At 71.6% G+C, this 20,858-nt stretch carries 15 protein-coding genes and 1 pseudogene; 11 read left to right on the top strand and 5 right to left on the bottom strand.

Annotation, left to right across the window (positions count from 1 at the left end; genetic code table 11):
• Together ACH4S7_RS26945 and ACH4S7_RS26940 are read left to right on the top strand one after the other, a co-directional pair.
• Positions 1–1,061: pseudogene (locus tag ACH4S7_RS26945) on the top strand (S1 family peptidase).
• A 244-nt stretch (positions 1,062–1,305) separates the two neighbouring features.
• Positions 1,306–1,794 (top strand): hypothetical protein, encoded by a 489-nt coding sequence (locus ACH4S7_RS26940; RefSeq protein WP_398523875.1) that lies wholly within the window; start codon positions 1,306–1,308, stop codon positions 1,792–1,794.
• Positions 1,795–2,058: 264 nt separating this feature from the next.
• Here the strand turns inward: ACH4S7_RS26940 and ACH4S7_RS26935 are convergent, their stop codons facing one another.
• A complete protein-coding gene (locus ACH4S7_RS26935) occupies positions 2,059–3,174 on the bottom strand; it encodes a DUF4231 domain-containing protein (protein ID WP_398523874.1) in 1,116 nt (371 codons plus the stop codon).
• 204 nt (positions 3,175–3,378) lie between these two features.
• On the opposite strand from ACH4S7_RS26935, the gene fxsA reads away from it, so the two are divergent.
• The 5 genes from fxsA (at position 3,379) to fxsT (ending at position 12,292) form a co-directional block, all read left to right on the top strand.
• Positions 3,379–3,543, top strand: coding sequence for an FxSxx-COOH cyclophane-containing RiPP peptide (gene fxsA / locus ACH4S7_RS26930; RefSeq protein WP_398523873.1), 165 nt, complete (start codon positions 3,379–3,381; stop codon positions 3,541–3,543).
• Between the two features lie 9 nt (positions 3,544–3,552).
• Positions 3,553–5,934 (top strand): radical SAM/SPASM protein FxsBH, inactivated beta-hydroxylase extension form, encoded by a 2,382-nt coding sequence (gene fxsBH / locus ACH4S7_RS26925; protein ID WP_398523872.1) that lies wholly within the window; start codon positions 3,553–3,555, stop codon positions 5,932–5,934.
• Positions 5,927–6,703: an aminoglycoside N(3)-acetyltransferase gene (locus ACH4S7_RS26920; RefSeq protein WP_398523871.1), complete on the top strand. Its 777-nt coding sequence runs from the start codon at positions 5,927–5,929 to the stop codon at positions 6,701–6,703. The genes fxsBH and ACH4S7_RS26920 overlap by 8 nt, the downstream gene beginning before the upstream one ends.
• A gap of 329 nt (positions 6,704–7,032) precedes the next feature.
• Positions 7,033–8,364 (top strand): TIR-like protein FxsC, encoded by a 1,332-nt coding sequence (locus ACH4S7_RS26915; RefSeq protein WP_398523870.1) that lies wholly within the window; start codon positions 7,033–7,035, stop codon positions 8,362–8,364.
• Positions 8,348–12,292 (top strand): FxSxx-COOH system tetratricopeptide repeat protein, encoded by a 3,945-nt coding sequence (gene fxsT, locus ACH4S7_RS26910; protein ID WP_398523869.1) that lies wholly within the window; start codon positions 8,348–8,350, stop codon positions 12,290–12,292. Before ACH4S7_RS26915 ends, fxsT begins: the two co-directional genes overlap by 17 nt.
• Positions 12,293–12,349: 57 nt before the next feature.
• On the opposite strand, the gene ACH4S7_RS26905 is transcribed toward fxsT, so the two are convergent.
• Complete coding sequence (locus ACH4S7_RS26905) at positions 12,350–13,216, bottom strand: alpha/beta fold hydrolase (RefSeq protein ID WP_398523868.1); 867 nt, start codon at positions 13,214–13,216, stop codon at positions 12,350–12,352.
• A gap of 306 nt (positions 13,217–13,522) precedes the next feature.
• Between ACH4S7_RS26905 and ACH4S7_RS26900 the strand changes: the two genes are divergently transcribed.
• On the top strand, positions 13,523–14,608 hold the full coding sequence (locus ACH4S7_RS26900) for a S1 family peptidase (protein ID WP_398523867.1): 1,086 nt from the start codon (positions 13,523–13,525) through the stop codon (positions 14,606–14,608).
• Positions 14,609–14,727: 119 nt separating this feature from the next.
• Here ACH4S7_RS26900 and ACH4S7_RS26895 read toward each other — a convergent pair whose 3' ends face one another.
• Together ACH4S7_RS26895 and ACH4S7_RS26890 are read right to left on the bottom strand one after the other, a co-directional pair.
• On the bottom strand, positions 14,728–15,774 hold the full coding sequence (locus ACH4S7_RS26895; RefSeq protein ID WP_398523866.1) for a DUF3533 domain-containing protein: 1,047 nt from the start codon (positions 15,772–15,774) through the stop codon (positions 14,728–14,730).
• Between the two features lie 182 nt (positions 15,775–15,956).
• Complete coding sequence (locus tag ACH4S7_RS26890) at positions 15,957–16,946, bottom strand: lytic polysaccharide monooxygenase (protein ID WP_398523865.1); 990 nt, start codon at positions 16,944–16,946, stop codon at positions 15,957–15,959.
• Between the two features lie 1,016 nt (positions 16,947–17,962).
• On the opposite strand from ACH4S7_RS26890, the gene ACH4S7_RS26885 reads away from it, so the two are divergent.
• Positions 17,963–18,391 (top strand): pyridoxamine 5'-phosphate oxidase family protein, encoded by a 429-nt coding sequence (locus tag ACH4S7_RS26885; protein WP_398523864.1) that lies wholly within the window; start codon positions 17,963–17,965, stop codon positions 18,389–18,391.
• 78 nt (positions 18,392–18,469) lie between these two features.
• Here the strand turns inward: ACH4S7_RS26885 and ACH4S7_RS26880 are convergent, their stop codons facing one another.
• On the bottom strand, positions 18,470–19,213 hold the full coding sequence (locus tag ACH4S7_RS26880; protein WP_398523863.1) for a response regulator: 744 nt from the start codon (positions 19,211–19,213) through the stop codon (positions 18,470–18,472).
• A 126-nt stretch (positions 19,214–19,339) separates the two neighbouring features.
• On the opposite strand from ACH4S7_RS26880, the gene ACH4S7_RS26875 reads away from it, so the two are divergent.
• Positions 19,340–20,323, top strand: coding sequence for a Bug family tripartite tricarboxylate transporter substrate binding protein (locus tag ACH4S7_RS26875; RefSeq protein WP_398523862.1), 984 nt, complete (start codon positions 19,340–19,342; stop codon positions 20,321–20,323).
• Entirely contained in the window at positions 20,320–20,856 is a 537-nt protein-coding gene (locus ACH4S7_RS26870) for a tripartite tricarboxylate transporter TctB family protein (protein ID WP_398523861.1), read from the top strand. Before ACH4S7_RS26875 ends, ACH4S7_RS26870 begins: the two co-directional genes overlap by 4 nt.
• Positions 20,857–20,858: the final 2 nt, after the last annotated feature.

Genomic DNA, 20,858 nt, shown 5'->3' with positions numbered 1-20,858 from the left:
ATGAGGACCGAGCCGACCAGCGCCCGCTCCCGTACCGCTCGATCCCGTAACCCTCTCTCCCCTACCGCTCGATCCCGTATCAAAAGCCGCCCCTGTCCCTCCCGTACCGAGCCCGACCCTCGCCCCTCCCGTACCGAGCCCGACCCTCGCCCCTCCCGTGGCGGGGACCACCCCTGTCTCTCCGGTACGGGGCACCTACGGCGGCTCGCCGTCACCACCGGCCTCTTCGTCACCGCCGCGCTGGCCGTACCGGGCGGGGTCCCCAGCGCCGACGCCGAGCCCAGCCGGCTCTCCGGCGCGGCCGGACTGGCCGCCGCCGGCGATGCGCTGCTCGCCGCCGATGTGCCCGGCACCGCCTGGAACGCCGACCCGGCGACCGGGACCCTGATCGTCACCGCCGACAGCACCGTCTCGCGGGCCGATACGCGACGGATCAGGAAGGCGGCGGGTGTACACGCCGGCGTGATCCGGGTCGAGCGCACCCCCGGGGTGTTCACCAAGCTCCTCGCCGGGGGCGACGCGGTGCACGCCACCGGGTGGCGCTGCTCCGCGGGCTTCAACGTCCGCAGGGGCGGCACCTATTACTCCTCACCGCGGGCCACTGCGCCGAAGGCGCGGGCACCTGGTACACCAACGCCGCGCGCACCACCGCCATCGGGCCCACGGCGGGTTCGAGCTTCCCCGGCGACGACTTCGGTCTGGTGCGGTACGTCAACGGTCGGCTGCCCCGGCCGGGCGGCGTCGGCACCGTGGACATCACTGGCACGGTGCCCGCCAGGGTCGGTATGGCGGTCACCCGCCGGGGGTCCACCACGGGCGTCCGCGCGGGCACCGTCACCGGCCTCGACGCCACCGTGAACTACGGCGGCGGGGAGGTGGTCCACGGGATGATCCGGACCAACATCTGCGCCGAGATCGGCGACAGCGGGGGGCCGCTGCACGCGGGCGCCAAGGCGGTCGGGCTCACCTCGGGCGGCATCGGCACCTGTGCGGGCGGCGGTACGACGTTCTTCCAGCCGGTCGCCGAGGCCCTCGACGCCTACGGGGTCAGGGTCTACTGACGCACCAGGGGGGAGAGCTGGGGAACCCGGTGCCGGAGACCCCGCTCCGGTGCGGGTGTGCCGGTCAGGGCCTGGGACTCCCGGTCGGGATTCCGCTCCGGGCGCGCGCCGGGACGACCCTCCGCGCGCCGGGAGTTGTCCGCCACCGCCACGTTCGGATGGCGTACGGGGGGCTCGACGCCGGGCCGTCGTCTGGGACGATGACAGGGCTTCGGGGGTGCGGAGATCGGGGGGCGCGGGAACGATGAAACGCATCGGAGTGACCGGCCACCGGCATATTCCTTCCGCGGCCTACCGCCATGTCAGGGCCGGGCTGCGGACCGTGCTGGGTCGGCACGAGGGCGCGCTGGAGGTGTTCTCCAGTCTCGCGGTCGGCGCGGACCAGCTCTTCGCGGCCATCGCGCTGGAGTGCGGGGCCGAGCTGACGGTGGTCATCCCCAGCGGTGACTACCCGAACGACTTCACCGCCCCCGGCGAGTGGGACAGCTTCCAACAGCTCCGGGGCCGGGCCACCCGGGAGGTCCGGCTCGACTACCCGCACGCGACGGGTGAGGCGTACTACGCGGCCGGGGCGTACATCGCCGACAACTGCGATCGGCTGCTCGCGGTGTGGGACGGGTGTCCGGCCCGTGGACTGGGCGGGACGGCCGACATCGTCCACTACGCCCGGCAACTGGGGAAGCCGGTGACGGTCATCTGGCGCGACGGCATCGAGCGGCCCCCGGGCCCCTGAGGCGCGCGCCTCAAGGGGTCCCCGGTCCTGAGGGCCTGCGTTGAGTGACCCTCGGGACCTGCGGCGCGACGGTGCCGAGCTGACCCCGGGCCCCTGGGAGCCGTCGAGCGGCCCCCGGGGCTTGAGGGTCTGCGTTCCGCGTGGCCCTCGGGTCCTTGAGGGTGGCGTTCCGTGCCCCCGGATCCCCGAAGGGCGGCGGAGAGCGCACCTGCCCCCTGAGGGGCGGCCGGGCGCGCCCCTCAGGAGTCCCCCCGCGGCGGTCGGTCAACTCCGGTGCCGGACCAGCCAGTCCGTGTGCTGCGGCGACACGATGCGCTCCGTCTCGTAGACCGCCGACGGCCACTGGGCGTCGGTGACCGAGGTCTCCATCGCCGTGTGCATCGCCGCCAGATCCTCCTCGACCAGCGAGTGCGCGGCGATCAGGGGCTGATGGCGGCGGATCTCGCTCCACGCCACCGACCCGGCCGCGGCGGCCGACAGCAGCCCCGGCACCTGGGCTGCGGTCGCGAGCGTGAAGGTGTGCAGCAGCGAGAAGAACAGCGCCAGCAGGGTCAGCAGACCGATCGAGAGGGACCAGAACCGGGTCGCGCGACGGGAGTTCTCCGCGCTGCGGTGGTACCAGTTGCGCTGTTCGATCAGCCGGTCCCTGATGTAGGTCTCCCGGCGGACGCCGAACGGCTGGGCGCGCAGCCGTCGCATCCCCGGCGTGATCAGTTCCCGGAGCGCGGCGGACCCGGACCCGGTTCCGTCGTGCACCGCCCCGTCCGGCCCGGTCCCCGCGCCCGGTGCGTCGAGCGATGCCCGGCCCCCGGCCGCGGCCCGGCCCCCCTGGTCCGCCTCCGCCGTGGCGGGCTCCCTCGTGGCGGGCGCCTTCCCCCGCACCGCGACGGCGGATCCGGTCCGCCGACCCCCCGGCGTACCGGCCGCCCGGGGGTCCTGCCAGCCGACCTTGGCCAGTTCCCGCAGTCCGTCCTCCAGCCGTTCGGCGAAGAGTCCGTCTGGTTCGTCGGCGCGGATGCCGAAGGGCGCTCCGTGGACGCAGTAGCGCCAGCACATCGACTTGATGAACTCCGCCGCGGAGCGGTTCAGTTGCCAATGCGACTTCGCACGGCGCCTGGAGGCCCGGTAGCCGTACAGGAGTACGCCGGCGTAGGCGAGCGCGCTCAGCGCGCCCGACAGATGGATGGTGTCGCTGGGCTCCCAGGCCGACGGCAGGGCCGCGGCGGCGGCCCCCGCGACCAGGAGCAGTAGCTGACGGCGGCTGGATCCGACGGCCTCGCGCTGGTGGGCGACGGCGGTGACATCCGTATGGTGGAAGAGAGCGGGTAGATCGCTGGTGCGGAACACGGTGCCGGCGCGTGGGCCGGGTAACCCGGTCATGTGCCCCCCTGTCTGCGGTTTTACTGTCACTCTTTAGGCGGAATGGCTTGTTCCGTACCCGCCTGCGAGAATGCGTTGCAACTCTTTTGTGCCATGTCCACGTGCTGAGTTGCCGCGAGTGGCCATGAGAGTAAAGTCGTGCCGCCAGCACCGCAATGGTGCGTGGTAATCCGCACAGAACACACGATCGAGGACGGCCCGCCCATGACGTTTCAGACCTCAGTATCCTTCGCCGCTGCGAAGAAGAACCGTGTGCCGTTGGCGCGGATCGATGTGCGTGAGAGCGAAGCAGCGAAGAAGTTGGCCCGGGTCCGCCCCGTTGCAGCCGGGCGTACCGCGGAGGCGTCCACCTTCAACTCGTCGCTCTAGAATGGCTGAATGACTGGACCCCTGGTCCCATTCCGCGAGATCGTGCTGAAAGTTCACAGTAGATGTGATCTCGCATGTGACCACTGTTATATCTACGAGCACGCCGATCACACCTGGCGAAACCGCCCCAAGGCGATCTCCGACGAAGCGATTTCCTGGACGGCTCTGCGACTGGCCGAGCATGTCAAACGTCATGCCCTGCCCTCCGTGTCAGTGATCCTGCACGGAGGGGAGCCACTGCTCGCGGGGCCCACGCGACTGCGCCGCGTCTGTGCGGAACTCACCACGGCGCTCGACGGGGTCGCCGCCCTGGACCTGCGGATCCACACCAACGGCCTCCAGCTCAGCCCCCGGTACCTCGACCTGTTCGACGCGTACGACGTCAAGGTGGGCATCTCCCTCGACGGGGACCGCGCCGCGAACGACCGGCACCGCCGGTTCGCCGACGGGCGCACCAGTCACCCGCTGGTCCTCCGGGCCGTCGAACTCCTCCGCCAGGAGCGCTACCGCCATCTCTACCTCGGTCTGCTCTGCACGGTCGACATCGCCAACGACCCGATCGCCGTCTATGACGCGCTCGCCGAACTCGATCCCCCGCGCGTCGACTTCCTGCTGCCGCACGCCACCTGGGACACCCCGCCGCCGCGGCCGGAGGGATCCCCCACCGCGTACGCCGACTGGCTGCTGACCGTCTTCGACCGCTGGGACGAGCTGGGCCGGCAGGTGCCCGTACGACTCTTCGATTCGGTGCTCTCCACCCTGGCGGGCGGCCCCAGCCTCACCGAATCGCTGGGGCTCGCCCCCACCGACCTCGTCGTGGTGGAGACCGACGGCGCGCTGGAGCAGGTCGACTCCTTGAAGAGCGCCTACGACGGAGCCGCGGCCACCGGCTTCGACGTCTTCACCCACACCTTCGACGAGGTCGCGGCCCACCCCGGGGTCAGGGCCCGCCAGCGCGAACTCGCCGGGGTCACCGCGACCTGCCGCGACTGCCCGGTGGTGCGCTCCTGCGGCGGCGGTCTCTACACCCACCGCTACCGCGCACGGAACGGCTTCGACAACACCTCCGTCTACTGCGCCGACCTGGAGGCCCTCATCAGAGGGGTCGAGCACCGCTCCGCCACCGCGCTCGTACCGGCGGCCGTGACCGACCCGGGCGCGCTGCTGGCCGAGGACCAGGAGGTCACCAGGACCCTGCTCGCCTCGCTCCACGAAGAGTTGGCCGGGCGCGGTGGCGCGGCCTGGGACCGGGCGTGGGAGCTGGCCCTCGCGCTGGACGGCGACGGCGATCTGCTCGACGGCGTCTACGGCCACCCGTACACCCGGAGCTGGCTGCGGGAGAGCCTCGACGCGCTCGACGCGGGACGGCCGGACGCCGTCGACCACGCGCTCCGGCTGCCCGCCCACCTCGCCGCCGCACTGGTCCGGGACGCGTCGCGGCCCGGGATCGGCGGCCCGGTCCCCGCGGCCCGGCCCGGCGAGCGGATCACGGTCCCCGTGCCGTACGCGGACGGGACGCTGACGCTGCCGACCCTCGGCGCCCTGACGGTCGGCGGCCCCGGCACACACGGCACGGCCGGGGTCCGCGCCACCGGGGACGGCTTCACCGTCACCGTCGACGGCCGTGCCCCCCGCCGGGTGCGCCTCGGACGGGCGGACGGCGGCTGGCTGCCGGTGCGGACGGTGGGCGGCGCGGACGGCGTGCCGGCGCTGCGGCTGGACGACCTCGATCCCTACCGGGACTCCTTCGCCGGACCCGTACGGCCGAGGCTCGACGACGCCGAGGCGGCCCACTGGGACGAACGGCTCACCGCGGCCTGGGCGCTGCTGAGCGCCGCCGCCCCCGGGCCGGCCGCGGAGGCCGCCGACTGCCTGACCACCCTGACCCCGCTGGCCCCCGTACCCTCCCCGGACCCGGGGGAACCGGCGGTCTTTGGCCGGTCGTCCACGCGTGAGCCGGTCCCGCGTGGGCACGGTTATGGAGCGCTCGGGATCGCGCTGCCCCGCACCCCCGGCGAACTGGCGGTGGCGCTGCTGCGGGAGTTCAGGCGGGCCAAGCTGAACGCCCTGCTCGAAGTCTGCGATCTCTACGCCCAGGACGGCTGGTGGCGCCATCCGGCGCCCTGGCAGGAGGGGGAGGTTCCGGTGTCCGAACTGCTGGCGGGAGTCCATGAGAGGGCCGGTCTGGTGGCCCTCGTCCCCGAGGGTGCGGATCAGGCCAGGCGTGCGCTGGAGACGCTGGCCGGCGCGCCGGAGCTGACGGTCGCCGGCCGGCGACTGCTGGCCGAGCTGGCGGTCGAGCTGGCCGGGCCGGCACGCGCGCGGCCCGTGCCGGCACGCGCGCAGGGGTACGAGCGGGACGAGCGGGGGAACGAGCGTCGCCGTGGCTGACCGCGGCGATCGCGAGCACCTGGCGCGGTCCCTGCGCGCGGTGGGGGTACGGGAGGGGATGACCCTGCTGGTCCACGCCGCGCTGCGGGCCACCGACCTCCACTCCGACACCCTCAGGGACGCGCTGCTGGACGCGCTGGGCCCCGGGGGCACCCTGGTGACGCCCGCCTTCACCGAGGCGAACTCCGACACCTCCGACTCGTACCGCGCCCTGGTGCGGCTGATGACCCCCGAACAGGCCACGGCCTTCCGGGCGGCGATGCCCGCCTTCGATCCGGCCACCACCCCGAGCCAGGGCATGGGCCGGCTGGCCGAGTCGATCCGTACCGCGCCCGGGGCCGTCCGCAGCGCCCATCCGCAGACCTCATTCGCCGCGGTCGGCGCCCGGGCCGCCGAATTGCTCGCCGGCCACACCCTCACCTCCCATCTCGGTGAGGCGTCCCCGCTGGGGGCGCTCTACCGTGCGGAGGCGCACATATTGATGATCAATGTGGATTTCGACGTCTGTACTGCTTTTCATCTCGCCGAATACCGCACCAAAGCTCCCCTGAGGTCGTATCGTTGTGTAGTTCTGCTGCCCAATGGGGGTAAGGAATGGACGGAGTATGAGGACGTCCAGCTCGACGAAAGCGATTTCGGTGCCATCGGCGCGGCTCTCACCTGGGGAATGGAGTCGACGGGGCAACTGGGAGGCAGGCCGGCACGGCTGTTCCCGATCAAGGACGCGGTCGATCACGCGGTCGGCTGGATGACAGAGAAACGCCACTGACCCGGATACGTCACTGGCTCGGATACGTCACTGGCCCGGATACGCGGATGACCCGGAAGAGCGGGTGCCGGGGAAGCGGGTGACCGGGGGCACCGGTGACCCGAAAGGCCGGTGATCGGAGCACGCCGGTGATCAAGAATCGGCGCCGCACGGGAACCGCACCGGCCGGTAAACCGTGCTGAACGGGAAACGGTACGGAACGACAAGGGGTGTTCACCGACTGACCGGCGGGGGGAACCGGAGCGCGCCGGACTCCGGAACGAGTCATTCGCTCACCCGGTCATCGACACCGGCTGGGGGAGCGGGCGTACACGCAGGACGGGGGTCGTGTGTCGGAATCAGCGCAGCGTACGGCGGACCATCGGCCGTACTTCTTCTTGAGCTACGCGCACACACCGCGGTACGGGGCCGGCGGCCCCGACCCGGACATGTGGGTGGAGCGGCTCTTCCGGGATCTCTGCGGCCATGTGATGGCCCTGACCGATCTACCGGCCGGTGCCCCGGCCGGGTTCATGGACCGGGAGATCCGCTCGGGCGAGGGCTGGTCGGAGCGGCTGGGGGAGGTGCTGGCGAACTGCCGGGTCTTCGTGCCGCTCTTCTCCCCGCGCTACTTCGCCAGCGAGATGTGCGGCAAGGAGTGGTACGCCTTCGCCCAGCGGGCGATCTACCACCACGCGAAGTCCAACCGGCCGGCCGAGGCGATCGTGCCCGCGCTCTGGGTGCCGATACCACCGGAGCAGTTACCCGGCCCGGCCGAGCGACTGCAGTTCAACCACCGCGCCTTCGGCGACCGCTACTTCACCGACGGACTCTACGGCCTGATCAAACTGCGCATCTTCGCCGAAGAGTACGAGGCCGCCGTCTATGAGCTGGCAAAACGTATCGTCAGCGTCGCCGACTCGACCCGGATCGCCTCCGGCAGCCCGGTCGACTACCGACACGCCCCCAGCGCCTTCGGCAAACCCAGCGGCGGGCCCCGGCCCATGCACCTCACCATCGCCGCGCCCACCCGGCACGACCTCCCCGAGGGCCGCGCCCCCGACTACTACGGCAAACAGTCCCAGGACTGGAACCCCTACCACCCCGACTCGGCGCGGCCCCTCGCGCTCGTCGCCCAGGACCTGGTCCGCTCGCTGAACTACCAGGCCACCGTCTCCGCCTTCGATCTGGAGGCACCGCCCGACCACAGTCAGCCGCCCACCCGGCCCGAGATACTCCTCGTCGACCGCTGGGCCCTGGAGGACGACGACCGGTGCGCCCGGCTCGCCGCCTTCGACGCCCAGCCGCGCCCCTGGGTCAGTGTCGTCGTCCCCTGGAACCGGGACGACCCGCAGAGCCGGATCTCCGAGGCGCAACTCGTCGAGAGGCTGGAACGCACCATGCCGCACCAGATGAGACAAGGCCGACCCGCCTGCCGGGCGGCCGCGAGAGGTGTCCTCAGCATGGAAGCCTTCGGGCAGATCCTGCCCCAGGTCGTCGAATCGGCGGCCCAGGAGTACCTCCGGCACGCCACCGTCTTCCCGCCCGCCTCGTCGCCCGGGGCCGCCCGGCCCGAACGGCCCCGGCTCCGCGGCCCGGTGGCCGAGTACGGCACCACCCACTACGTCCCGACCACGCGCACGGCCCCCGATGCGGAGGACACGGATGACAGCCAGTCGTGACGGACGCGTCGTCACCTTCTACTCCTACAAGGGAGGCACCGGCCGCACGATGGCCCTGGCCAACACGGCCTGGATCCTCGCCGCGAACGGCAAGCGCGTCCTGGCGGTCGACTGGGACCTGGAGGCACCCGGACTGCACCGCTTCTTCCACCCCTTCCTCGATCCGTCGACGCTCGGCGCCACCACCGGGGTCATCGACCTGATCACCGAGTACGCCTGGGCCGCCATCACCCCCGACGCCGGGCGCCGGGACGACTGGCACGTCGACTACGCGCGCGTCCAGCCGCACGCCGTCTCCCTCGCCCCCGAACTCCTCGGCTGGGAGTTCCCCGACGGCGGCACCCTTGACTTCGTCTCCGCCGGCAAACAGAGCCGGGAGTACTCGGCGACCGTCTCCACCTTCGACTGGGACAATTTCTACGACCGGCTCGGCGGCGGCCTCTTCTTCGACGCGCTGCGCGCGGACATGAAGGCCAACTACGACTACGTCCTCATCGACAGCCGCACCGGACTCAGCGATATCGCCGACATCTGCACCGTCCACCTCCCCGACATCCTGGTCGACTGCTTCACCCTCAGCGACCAGTCCATCGACGGTGCCGCCTCCGTCGCCCGCCAGATCGACGAGCGCTACGGCGGCCGGGGCATCAAGATCTACCCGGTGCCGATGCGCATCGACGAGGGGGAGAAGGAGAAGGCCGACGCCGGCCGCGCGCTGGCCCGGGTCAGATTCGACCGCTTCCCCAGCGGCCTCACCGGGGAGGACCTCACCTCCTACTGGGGCGCGGTGGAGATCCCCTACCGGCCCTACTACGCCTACGAGGAGACGCTGGCCACCTTCGGCGACGAGGCCGGACTGACGAACTCCCTGCTCTCCGCCTTCGAACGGCTCACCACCGTCATCACCGAACAGCGCGTCACCTCGATGCCCACCGTCGGCGACGACACCCGCCTCCGCATCAGGGACGCCTTCACCCGGCGCCGGCCCACGCTCCCCGCCGACCTCGTCCTGAGCTATGTCGCCGAGAACCGGATGTGGGCCGACTGGATCGAGGCCCTGCTCACCCGGGCCGGCTTCCGCGTCCTCCCGCGCGACGTCTCCCTCCAGCGCGAACCGGCCGCCAACGACACCCTCGCCGGCGAGAGCGCGGCCCGCACCGTGGTGCTGCTCTCCGGCGCCTACCTCCAGTCCGCCCCCGCGATCGGCGTCTGGCAGCGCGCCGCGGCCGGCGACCCCGGCGGAGGGCGGCACCAACTGGTGCCGGTCCGCGTCGGCGACGTCCGGCTCAGCGCCCCCTACATCGACCGCAACCCGGTCGACCTCTTCCGGCTGGACGAGGTCCAGGCCACCAGCGCGCTGCTGCGCGCCCTGGACCGCCCCGTACAACTCCCCGACAGCGCGGCGCCGGGACCGCGCTTCCCCGGCACCGTGCCCAAGATCTGGAACGCGCCGCCCCGCAACCCCGGCTTCACCGGACGCTCCGTGGTGCTGGAGCGGATGCGCGACCGGCTCGGCGGCGGGATGCCGGTCGCCGCCGTGCTGCCGCAGCCGCAGACCCTGTACGGACTCGGCGGGGTCGGCAAGACCCAGGTCGCCATCGAGTACGTGCACCGGTTCATGGCCGACTACGACCTGGTCTGGTGGATCTCGTCGGAACAGCCCGACGACGTGATCTCCGGACTCGCCGAACTCGCGGTACGCCTCGGTGCGCACGGCGGCGAGGACATGGCGTCGGCGTCCCGGGAGGCCATCGACCTGCTGCGGCGCGGAGTGCCATCGTCGCGGTGGCTGCTGGTCTTCGACAACGCCGACGACCCCGAGCGGCTCAAGCGGTTCCTGCCCCCGCAGGGCCCCGGGCACATCCTCGTCACCTCCCGGAACCAGAGCTGGTCCCAGTACGGCGACGCGCTGCCCATCGACGTCTTCACCCGCGAGGAGTCCATCGAACACCTCCGGCGCCGGGCCCGCGGGCTGCGCGCCGAGGAGGCCGACCAGGTCGCGGAGGCCGTCGGCGACCTGCCGCTCGCGGTGGAACAGGCCGCGGCCTGGATCGCGGAGACGGCCACCCCCGTGTCCGAGTATCTGGACCGGCTCCGGGAGCAGGCCACCAGCGTGCTCGCGCTCAACCAGCCCCCGGGGTACCCCGAGCCGGTCGCCGCGACCTGGAACCTCTCCATCGAGCGGCTCAAGGAGCGCTCGCCCGCGGCGGTGCGGCTGCTCCAGCTCTGCGCCTTCTTCGCCCCCGAGCCGATCTCCGCGAACCTGCTCTACAGCAAGGAGATGATCGACGCGCTCAAGCCGTACGACGCCTCCCTCCAGGAGAAGCTGGTGCTCGGGCGGGTCATCCGGGAGATCGGCCGGTTCGCCCTCGCCAAGGTCGACCAGGTCTCCAACAGCATCCAGGTGCACCGGCTGGTGCAGGCCGTCATCCGCGCCCAGCTCACCGAGGAGGAGCAGCGGGACGCCCGGCACGCCGTCCACCGGGTGCTCGCCGGGGCCCGGCCCGACGACGACGAGCCGATCGACAACCCCGAGACCTGGGCGCGGTTCGCCACCATCTGGCCGCATCTGAGCCCGTCGGATGCGCGCACCTGCTCGGAGCCGGAGACCCGGCGGCTGCTCATCGACCGGGTGCGCTACCTGTGGAAGCGCGGCGACTGGGTCAGCGCGGCGGCCATCGCCACCGAGGTGCGGGACACCTGGCGGGAGATGCTCGGCAACGACGACCTCCAATACCTCTACCTGCGCTTCCACCTCTCCAACATCTACCGCTCGCAGGGCCGTTACGTGGAGGCGAAGGAGCTCGACGAGATCACCCTGGAGCGGCAGCAGCGGGTCCTGGGCCCCACCCATCCGCACACGTACATGACCACCAGCGGTCTCGCGATGGACCTGGGCACCCTCGGCCAGTACGGCAGGGCGATGGAGCTGGCCACCGAGGCGCACGACGGGTTCAGCCAGATCTTCCACGAGTCCCACCCCCGAACCCTCGCGGCGGCCAACAACCTGGCCCTGAACCTGCGGATGGTCGGCCAGTACGCGCGGGCCCGCGAGATCGACCAGGAGGTCTTCGACCGGCGTACGGAGGTGCTCGGGCCGGAACACCCGTACACCCTCTCCTCGGCCGCCTCCCTCGCCCGCGATCTGCGCGAGGTCGGCCGGTACGAGGAGTCGGTGACCCTGCTCGCCCGCACCTACGACCGGTACAAGACTCAGCTCGGCCGGGCCTTCCCCGGCACGCTGGCGGCGGGCAAGAGCCTCGCGGTGTCGCTGCGCAGGGCCGGCCGGCTGGAGGACGCGCGGCGACTGACCACCGCCACCCGCAACCGCTACCGGGCCCGCTACTCCTCGGCCAACCCGGACACCCTGGCCTGCGATCTGAATCTGGCGGCCGACCTGTTCGCGGCGGGGGAGCCGGTCGCGGCGCGCGATCTGGCGCAGGAGGTCGCGGACCAGTACCGACGGGTGCCGGGGGAGCGGCATCCCTACACCCTCGCCGCCAGGAACAACCTGGGAATCTTCCTCTGGGGCTGCGGCGATCCGGAGCGGTCGGAGGAACTGCTCCGCGAGGTCAGCGAGACGATGCGGCAGATCCTCGGGGAGAGCCATCCGCACGCCCTCTACAGCCGGATCAACCTCGCCAACGCGCTGGCCGACCTCGGCGGCCTGGAGGAGACGCTGAAGATCGAGGAGCGGACGGTGGCCCGGCTGCGCGAGGTCCTCGGCGCCCACCACCCCGAAGTGCTGGGCATCGCGTCCAATCTGGCGGTCACCCTCGGGATGTTGGGGCGCAAGGAGGAGGCGGGCCGGCTGCGGGCGGAGACGGTGGACGAGCTGCGGGGACTGCTGGGGGAGGACCACGCGCTGACCCGGATCGCCCGCGACGAGCGCCGGGTGCACCGGGATCTGGAGCCACTCGCTGTCTGATGGCCCCTGTATGACGGCCCCGTCTCCCTGTCTCCGGGGCCCCCAGGCGGAGGGGCGTCAGTCGTCGAGCAGCCAGGTCAGCACCCGGGGCAGGGCGTGCAGCGCGTCGAAGTGCGCGGCGGCGGGTTCCAGGACCGCCGTCGCGCCGGGGATGCGCTGGGCGAGCCACCGTGAGTGGCCCACCGGGGAGAAGACGTCCTTCTCGCCGTGCCAGAGCATCACCCGCCCGGTGATGTCCGCCGGGTCGAAGCCCCAGGGGCCGCAGAAGGCGAGCGCGTCGTCGATCCAGCCGTATGCGGAGGTCCGCAGCGCCTCCTGGTAGTTGCGCAGCAGCATCGACCGGACCCCGGCGTCCTTGACGACCATCCGGTCGGAGTCGGTCAGCTCCCGGCGCAGATCGTCAAGGAGTCGGATCGGATCCTTCCTGATCTCGGCCGAGCGCAGGATGAAGCGTTCGGTGAGCCCGGCCGGGTCGTTGGCGGCCGAGGTGAACTCCAGGACGTTGGAGGCGGTCATGCCCTCGAACCAGTCCAGACCGTCGGCGTCCCGGGGCGCCAGGGTGACCAGCGCGGCGGTCCGGGTGACCCGCTCGGGCAGCAGCGCCGCGCAGGCCAGCGCGTGCGGGGCGCCGCCCGAGCGGCCCACCACGGCGAACCGCTCCAGACCCAGATGGTCGGCAATGGCCCGGACGTCCTGGACGACATCGGCCACACTCCGTCCGGCCAACCGGTCCGAACCGCCGTAGCCGGGCCGGTCATAGGCGATGAGCTGGGTACGGCGCTGATAGAGCACCATCCCGCGCGGCGCCGGACCGAGCCGGCTGCCGGGCATCCCGTGGAGCAGGAAGACCGGTCTGCCGCGCGGGTCCCCCAGCCGCTCCACCATCAGATGCCGTCCGTCAGCCGCGCGCACACGATGCCGCACTCCCGCCCCCTTCGCCGGGTGCCCCACCGTGCGGGCTCCAACTCTCTCGCATTCCCCCGACGGTCGAAGATCACCCCTCACCCGCTCCGTCCGGCACGGTCCATGCCGTCATCGGGGGCGATGGTCACAGAGGTGTGGCCGTCGCACACCCCGTGAAGGCGCCGTGAACGCCCGCGCGTTGTCGTGTGCCCGTCCTGGGGTCGGTCTTGTGGGCTACCGATCGGTATCGCCATAGTGGGCGGCCCATCCTCCGCGTCCACGGCTCCCCCCACACTGCCCGGACGCGGCCCCCACAGGAGGTCGAAGTTGCAGCACCGACGCATATCCAGCAGGAGGACCGTCGTCGCGGGCGGCGCCGCCGTCGCCCTGCTCATCGCGGGCCTGACCTTCCAGAGCGCCAACGCCAGTGACCGGACCGAGGGGTTTACGGCGAAGAAGCTCTCGGCGACGGCCGCCGGGGAGTTGGCCGCCAGTCTCGACAAGCGACTGGGCGCCGACGCGGCCGGCACGTACTACGACGCGGGCGCCCGCACCCTGGTGGTCAACGTCGTCGACGAGGCCGCCGCCGACTCCGTCCGGGACGCGGGTGGCACGGCCCGGATCGTGGCGCACAGCCTCGCCGAACTGGCCGCTGCCCGGCAGGGCGTCGGTGACCGGGCGAACGTCCCCGGCACCTCCTGGGCCGTCGACCCGGTCACCAACAAGGTCGTCGTCACCGCCGACCGTACGGTCACCGGCGCCGCCCTGACCCGACTGAACCAGACCGTGCGGGAGCTCGGCGACAAGGCCGAGCTGCGGCGCACGGCGGGCGAGTTCACCCCGTACCTCGCCGGTGGCGACGCCATCCACTCGGGCGGCGGCCGCTGTTCGCTCGGCTTCAACGTGGTGAAGGACGGCGCGCCGCACTTCATCACCGCCGGGCACTGCGGGCAGACGGGCAGCCAGTGGTCCGGCACTGCGGGCGGTTCCGCGGTCGGTGAGATGGTCGAATCGAGCTTCCCCGACAACGACTACGCCCTCGTGAAGTACGCCTCCGGGGCCACGGCCCCCAGCGAGGTCAACCTCTACAACGGTGACACCCAGCCGATCGCCCGCGCGGGCGAGGCCACCGTCGGCACCCAGGTACAGCGCAGCGGCTCCACCACGCAGCTCCACGACGGCGCGGTCACCGGCCTCGACGCCACCGTGAACTACGGCAACGGGGACGTCGTCAACGGTCTCATCCAGACCTCGGTCTGCGCGGAGCCCGGGGACAGCGGCGGCTCCCTCTTCGCGGGGGACACCGCCCTCGGGCTCACCTCCGGTGGCAGTGGTAACTGCTCGGCCGGTGGAGTGACGTTCTTCCAGCCGGTGCCGGAGGTGCTGGCGACGTTCGGGGCCGAGATCGGCTGACCCGTACGCCCACCCTTCCGGTGTGCTGAGGTCCGGTGTCCCCGCGCGGGGGTACCGGACCTCGGCCCGTCCGCTCCGGAGCCCGCCGCTTCGGCCCGTCGGCTCGGGAGTCCGCCGCCTCAGCCCGTCCGGTCCGGCGCCCGCCGCCGCAGGGCGCACCCCACGGTGACCGCCGAACCCACCACCGCCCAGGCGGCCAGGATCAGCATCGGACCGCCCGCGCCGTTCCCCCGGAAGTAGCTGATGGAACGGGCCGCGAAGGTGCCCGCCCCCGGGGGCAGCGCGGGCCCGATGGCCCGCCAGAACGGCGGCAGCAGCGGATACGGATAGGCCCCGCCCGCACTCGGATTGCCCAACACCACCACCAGCAGGATCGCCAGCCCGATGCCGATGATGCCCGCGAGACCCTGGAGGGCCAGGGTGATCGCGCCGACCGTGAAGACCAGCAGCGCGCCCAGACCCCAGAGCGCCGGCAGACTGCCGGGCAGCGCGTCCAGCACCGGTCCCGCGATCACCGAGCCCAGCAGACCGGCGACGATCGAGTACAGCAGCAGCACACCCAGCCGGATCAGGGCCCGATGGGCATTGGCGGGCCGCGCCCCCGCACTGATCGCGAGGATCGCGGCGCAGAGATAGCCGCCCACGCACCAGCCCACGACCAGGTAGAACGAGGAGAGCCCCCGGGCGTCGCCGGGGGCGTCCGGCACGACGTCCACCACATCGAGGGCGCGCCCCCGCTCCCGCTCCGTGAGCGCGACGATCTCGGCGAGCGCGTCGGCGAGTGAGGCGCCGGACGCGCTGGCGACCAGCAGCCGGTCGGTGGTGCCCCGGGGATCGACGATCAGCGCCCCGTCGACGTCCCGGTTCTCGATCTGCCGCAGGGCCGTCGCCTCGTCCGGTACGGCCCGGGGGTCGAGCGGGTCGCCGCGCAGCTCGGAGAGGCGCCGTACGGTCTCGTCGGTGAGCTGTCCGGTCGGGGAGACGACGGCCAGCGGCACCTCGTGCGGTTTCGGCAGGTGGAAGGCGCCGATGTACGAGGTGATGAAGGCGAGCTGGAGCGCCAGCACCCCGATGACCAGGAGTGCCGCCCGCAGACTCACCGCGTCCCGCACCTCGTCGGCGAACCGGGTGCGCGGGGGTCCGTCGGGAGTTCCGTCCGTTGCCATGGCCCCACGCTCGGTGGTGCCGGGGCCGGGCGCAGTCGGGGCGGGGCCGAATGGCTGACCCGGGCTCCGGACCGGAAACGACCCGGGCTCCGGACCGGAAACGACCCGCGCGCCCGTCGGGAATCCGACGGACGCGCGGGCCGATCACCACCGGTGTGGGGGAACCGGGTGGGTAAGGGGGGTCAGCGGGCGCTACGGCCACCGAGCGCGCGCCGACGGGCGGTGCCGAACATGGCCGCGGCACCGAGGGCGAGCGCGGCGGCGCCACCGATCGCGATGTACGGAGTGGTGTTGTCGCCACCGGTCTCCGCGAGGCTGGCGGTCTCGGTGTTCGACGCGACGACGACGGCGTTGGTCACCGGGGTGTTGCCCGTGGACTTGGTGCCGGCCTGGTGGGCGACGTGCGTCGCGTTCTTCTTCACCTCGCCGGGCGAGTCACCGCCGTGGCCGTTGTGGTCGACGGTGGACTTCGTCGCGCCCTGCTTGATCTCCTGGTCCGACGGCGCCTTGGCGGCCGGGGTGGTCACGCCGCCGCTCTCCTTGCCGAAGACCACGTCGGAGCAGGTGTAGAAAGCCTCCGGGGAATCCGAGCGCTGGAGGATCGAGTAGACCAGGTGGCGGCCGGACTTGTTCGGCACGGTGCCGGGGAATACGTACGAGCCGTTGACCAGCGGCGGGTCCACCATGGAGACGAAGGGCTGCGCCTCCAGGTCCGACCACTTCAGCGGCTTCGTCGGGTCGTAGCCGTCCTTGGTGATGTACAGCGAGAGGGTGCCCCGGTGGGGGGCGGTGGCGCGCCAGCGGAAGGTGTGGCTGCCGGGGGAGAGCTGGCTGGACGGCCAGTCGGTACGGGGCGCGTCGAGGCCCTTGTACTTGTCACGGCCCACGCTACAGAGCTTGCCGTCCGGGATGCGCTGCTTGTGGGCGCCGTTGACGTCGGCGAGGTTGACCTCGTTCCAGTCGTACAGGGGCTGGGTGCCACCCGCGGCGACCAGGGCCTTGCACGCCGCCGAGTCCGGGCTCTCAGGACCCTCGGCGAAGCACGCGGAGACCCGGCTGACCGGATCCGCCATCGACCCGTGCGCGGCGGCGGGCGCGGCGGTCAGCGCGGTCAGGGCGAGCGGCGCGACGCCGAGTGCGGCGACCGTGGCGGCCATACGGCGAGCGGTCATGGTGAGGTTCTCCTCAGTACGGTTGCTGTGGGGGACCGGAACCGGCTCGAACGGGCGGGTGGGGCCCTCCGCTCGCCTGGTGAGCGGTCGTTCGAACCGGCTCCGGCGATCAGCAAGTTAGCCGCTCCGGACGCCGAATTCGCCGGTGGGGACGGGATCATGGGCATCCTTATGCTCCCCTTAAGGGGCCGATAAGAGGGGGCTCAGAAAGGTGGCCGGCCGCGCCGCCCGGCACCGGAGAGGCCCCTGCCGGCGGGGGGGACGGCCGGGACCCGGCGCCGCGCCCCGGGGACGTCCGCCACTGGGACGCGTGTGACGGAATTCCACACGGTCCGTGCACGCGGTATCGGCGTGTTTTTCGCCCGACCCTCTTCGGGCGGGATGAATTCCCTTCCGGGGTGTCCATCCTTAATGGTCCGCGTCCGGTCGCTGGCGTGCGCAGATCGGATTCACGATGTCAATAGTCATGGGCTTCTCTATGGTCCCTGCGGGGGCGTGAATATCTTTAGGGGCGGGCTCCGGGAGGGGATTACGGACAAGGCGCCCGCTGATTGCGGACAGGGGCATCGGCCGGGGTTACGGATGAGGGGGGACCGGATCACGGACGAGAATCCGGCCGGCCGACGGACTGCCCGACGCTCCCCCCGGCTGGGGAGTCGCCCCGGGGTCGCGCCGACAGGTGCCCGGGCATCGACCGACCCCCCGCGGACCATGGCGTATCAGGGTGGACGGCGCACGGTCGGGCCGCTGGTCGAGGTCTCCGGGCCGAGGTCCCTCAGGCCGGGGGCCCCGGGTGTGCGGGCCGTACCCCGCCGCTCGGTGTCCCCGTGCCCGCGGGCCGTTCATCTGTGCGAGTTTCCCGTCGTTATCTCCGCCCGGGAAATCTCAAACCGGTGTTCTCCTTGTCCATATCTTTCCGGCTCCATACACGTTCGGCGCTTAGCTGGTTAAGCTGATCCAGCCGGTGAACTCCGGCGCCCCCGCGCGGTCCACGCCCCAGAGCGAAGGAGTCATCCATGGCCCTGACCCGTGAAGAACGTGAACAGTTTCTGGCCGAGCCGCATATCGCGGCCCTGGCCGTGGACTCGGGTGACGCCGGAAGGGCGCCGCTCACGGTGCCGATCTGGTACCAGTACACCCCGGGTGGCGATGCCTGGATCATCACCGGAGAGGACTCCCGCAAGCAGCGGCTCATCGAGCGGGCGGGCCGGTTCTCCCTGATGGTCGACCGGTTGGCGCCCACCGTGCGGTACGTCTCCGTGGAGGGGCCGGTGGTCTCCGCCGCCCCCGCCACCCGTGACCAGCTCGTGGAGATCACGGCCCGCTATATGCCCGCCGACAAGATCGGCCCGTATGTCGAGTTCGCCGAGAAGGAGTTGGGCGAGCAGTTGGTGGTCCGGATGCGTCCGCAGCGTTGGATCAGCCAGGACCTCGGCCGGGTCTGACCCCCGCCGTCCGCGCCCGTTCCCGGCCGCCCACCCTCCGCCCGTGCCGAGGGTTCCCCTCCCCGCCCGTGCCCGGGCTCACCCCCCGCCCGTTCTCGGCCGCTCACCCCCGCCCGCGCCGGGGCTCGTGCCCCGCCCGCCGCCCGCCAGCCGATAGCGCCGCTCTGGTCGGCCCGTACCGCCGTACCGCAGGGTCACCTCCACCCGCCCGATCTCCACGAAGTACTCCAGGTACCGCCGGGCGCTCACCCGGGACAGCGAGCCCGCCTCGGCGCACTCGGACGCCGACAGATCGCCGCCGCGCTCCCGCAGGATCCGTTCCACCAGCTCGGCGGTGTGTGCCGCCAGCCCCTTGGGGAGCCCCCGGGACCCCGGCGGACGGGTCCCGAAGATCTGATCCACATCCTCCTGACGCGCCTCTCCGAGCCGTTCGAAACGGGATCGGAGGGCAGCCACATGCCGAAGCTGCTCCTGGAGCGCCGACTGGCTGAATGGCTTGATCAGATAGTGCAGCGCACCCGCCCGCAGTGCTGCCCGCACCACACCCGCGTCCCGGGCGGCGGTGATGAAGAGCGCATCGACGCTGGCCCGCGTCGCGTCACGCTCCTCCGCCGCCCGCAGCTCACGCAGCACAGTGATCCCGTCCATATCGGGCAGATAGATATCAAGCAAGACGAGATCGGGCCGAAGTCGCTCGGCCGCGCGTAGAGCCTCACCACCGCTGTGGGCCACACCGACGACCCGGAAGCCCTCCGTCGTGGCCACATAGCGGCTGTGCAGCTTCGCGACCATGAAGTCGTCGTCCACCACCAGCACGTTCATACCCGCACACGCTAGGCCCGTGACCACAATGACCACAACGTCCGTTGATTCCGGAAGAGAGACACTTTCTTAACGCACAGGCAACATGTGGGCCACTTCACACTCCCCTAACGAGAGGCGGCTCACGTGCGAATGCGCACTCCCCTCGCCCTGCTCGGGGCAGCGCTGCTGGTTTTCGTGGGGCCGCCGCTGCTCAGCGCGGGCAAGGGCTCCGACACCGGCACCCAGATCCCGGGCCTTCGCTTCATGGTCCCCAACACTCCCGGCGGTGGCTATGACATCACCGCGCGGACCATGGCCAAGAACGCCGAAGAGGCTGACCTCACCTCCGACATCGAGGTGTTCAACCTGCCCGGCGCCGGTGGCACCGTCGGACTGACCCGGCTCGTCGGCGAGCACGGCAACGGCCGGCTCGCCATGTCCATGGGCCTCGGCGTCGTCGGCGCCGTACACACCAACAAGTCCCCCAAGACCCTCGCCGACACCACCCCGATCGCTCGGATCACCGAGGAGCAGGACATCGTCGTGGTGTCCAAGGACTCCCCGTACAAAACCATCCAGGACCTGCTCAAGGCATGGAAGGAGAACCCCGGCAAGCTGCCCGTGGGCGGCGGATCCTCGCCCGGTGGCCCCGACCACCTCGCGCCCATGCTGATGGCGCAGGCGGCGGGCATCCCGCCCAAGGACGTCAACTACGTCCCCTACGACGGCGGTGGCGAACTGCTCGCCTCCATCCTTGGCAACAAGGTCTCCTTCGGCGTCTCCGGCGTCGGCGAGTACCTCGACCAGATCAAATCGGGCGAGCTGCGACTCCTCGCCGTCACCGGCCCCGAGCGGGTGCCCGGCCTCGACGGGCCCACCCTGCGCGAGTCCGGACTCGACACCGAGTTCACCAACTGGCGCGGCATCGTCGCCCCTCCCGGGATCTCCGACTCCGAGCGGGAGAAGCTCGTCGGGCTGATCGAGAAGCTCCAGGCATCCAAGGAGTGGAAGGAGTCGCTGAAGAAGAACGGCTGGAGCGACGCCTTCCTCGCCGGTGACGAGTTCGGGGACTTCCTCAAGGAGCAGAACAAGCGTGTCGACTCGGTGCTGAAGGAGCTGGGACTGTGACCACACCGAAGTCCCCGACGGCCGAAGAGCCCACGACGCCCAAGTCCTGGCTGCGCGAACACTCCGAACTCGGCGTCAGCGTGCTGCTCTTCGCCATCGGCGTCCTCCTCCTCACCGACGCGCTGACCATGGACGTCGACATAGCCCAGCGCGGCCCCGTCGGCCCCAAGACCGTGCCCATCGTGGTCGGCGTCGGATTGCTGATCATCGCGGCCCTGCTCGCCGTCGACGTCCTGCGGGGCGGTCGTGGTGAGGCCGAGGGCGGCGAGGACGTCGACCTGAGCGAACCCAGCGACTGGCGCACCGTCCTGCTGCTCGCGGGAGTCTTCCTCGGCTTCGCCGTGCTCATCGGCCCCATCGGCTTCCCCGTCTCCGGGGCGCTGCTCTTCTGGGGCGCCGCATACGCCCTCGGCAGCAGGCACTACCACCGGGATCCGCTGATCGCCGCAGTGCTCGCCCTGTTCACGTACTACGTCTTCAACAATCTGCTTGGCGTTCCGCTCCCCGGTGGCCCGCTGATGGGGGTGCTCTAGTC

The sequence above is a fragment of the Streptomyces sp. NPDC020965 genome (genome assembly GCF_044333555.1).
GTDB lineage: Bacteria > Actinomycetota > Actinomycetes > Streptomycetales > Streptomycetaceae > Streptomyces.
Note: the sequence above shows the minus strand (reverse complement) of the source record. Positions and strands in the feature narration are given on the sequence as shown.

Coding starts and splice junctions, on each gene's coding strand:
- ACH4S7_RS26940 (WP_398523875.1), top strand. CDS start 1,306: ATGAAACGCATCGGAGTGACCGGCCACCGGCATATTCCTTCCGCGGCC.
- ACH4S7_RS26935 (WP_398523874.1), bottom strand. CDS start 3,174: ATGACCGGGTTACCCGGCCCACGCGCCGGCACCGTGTTCCGCACCAGC.
- fxsA (WP_398523873.1), top strand. CDS start 3,379: ATGACGTTTCAGACCTCAGTATCCTTCGCCGCTGCGAAGAAGAACCGT.
- fxsBH (WP_398523872.1), top strand. CDS start 3,553: ATGACTGGACCCCTGGTCCCATTCCGCGAGATCGTGCTGAAAGTTCAC.
- fxsT (WP_398523869.1), top strand. CDS start 8,348: ATGACAGCCAGTCGTGACGGACGCGTCGTCACCTTCTACTCCTACAAG.
- ACH4S7_RS26895 (WP_398523866.1), bottom strand. CDS start 15,774: ATGGCAACGGACGGAACTCCCGACGGACCCCCGCGCACCCGGTTCGCC.
- ACH4S7_RS26890 (WP_398523865.1), bottom strand. CDS start 16,946: ATGACCGCTCGCCGTATGGCCGCCACGGTCGCCGCACTCGGCGTCGCG.
- ACH4S7_RS26885 (WP_398523864.1), top strand. CDS start 17,963: ATGGCCCTGACCCGTGAAGAACGTGAACAGTTTCTGGCCGAGCCGCAT.
- ACH4S7_RS26880 (WP_398523863.1), bottom strand. CDS start 19,213: ATGAACGTGCTGGTGGTGGACGACGACTTCATGGTCGCGAAGCTGCAC.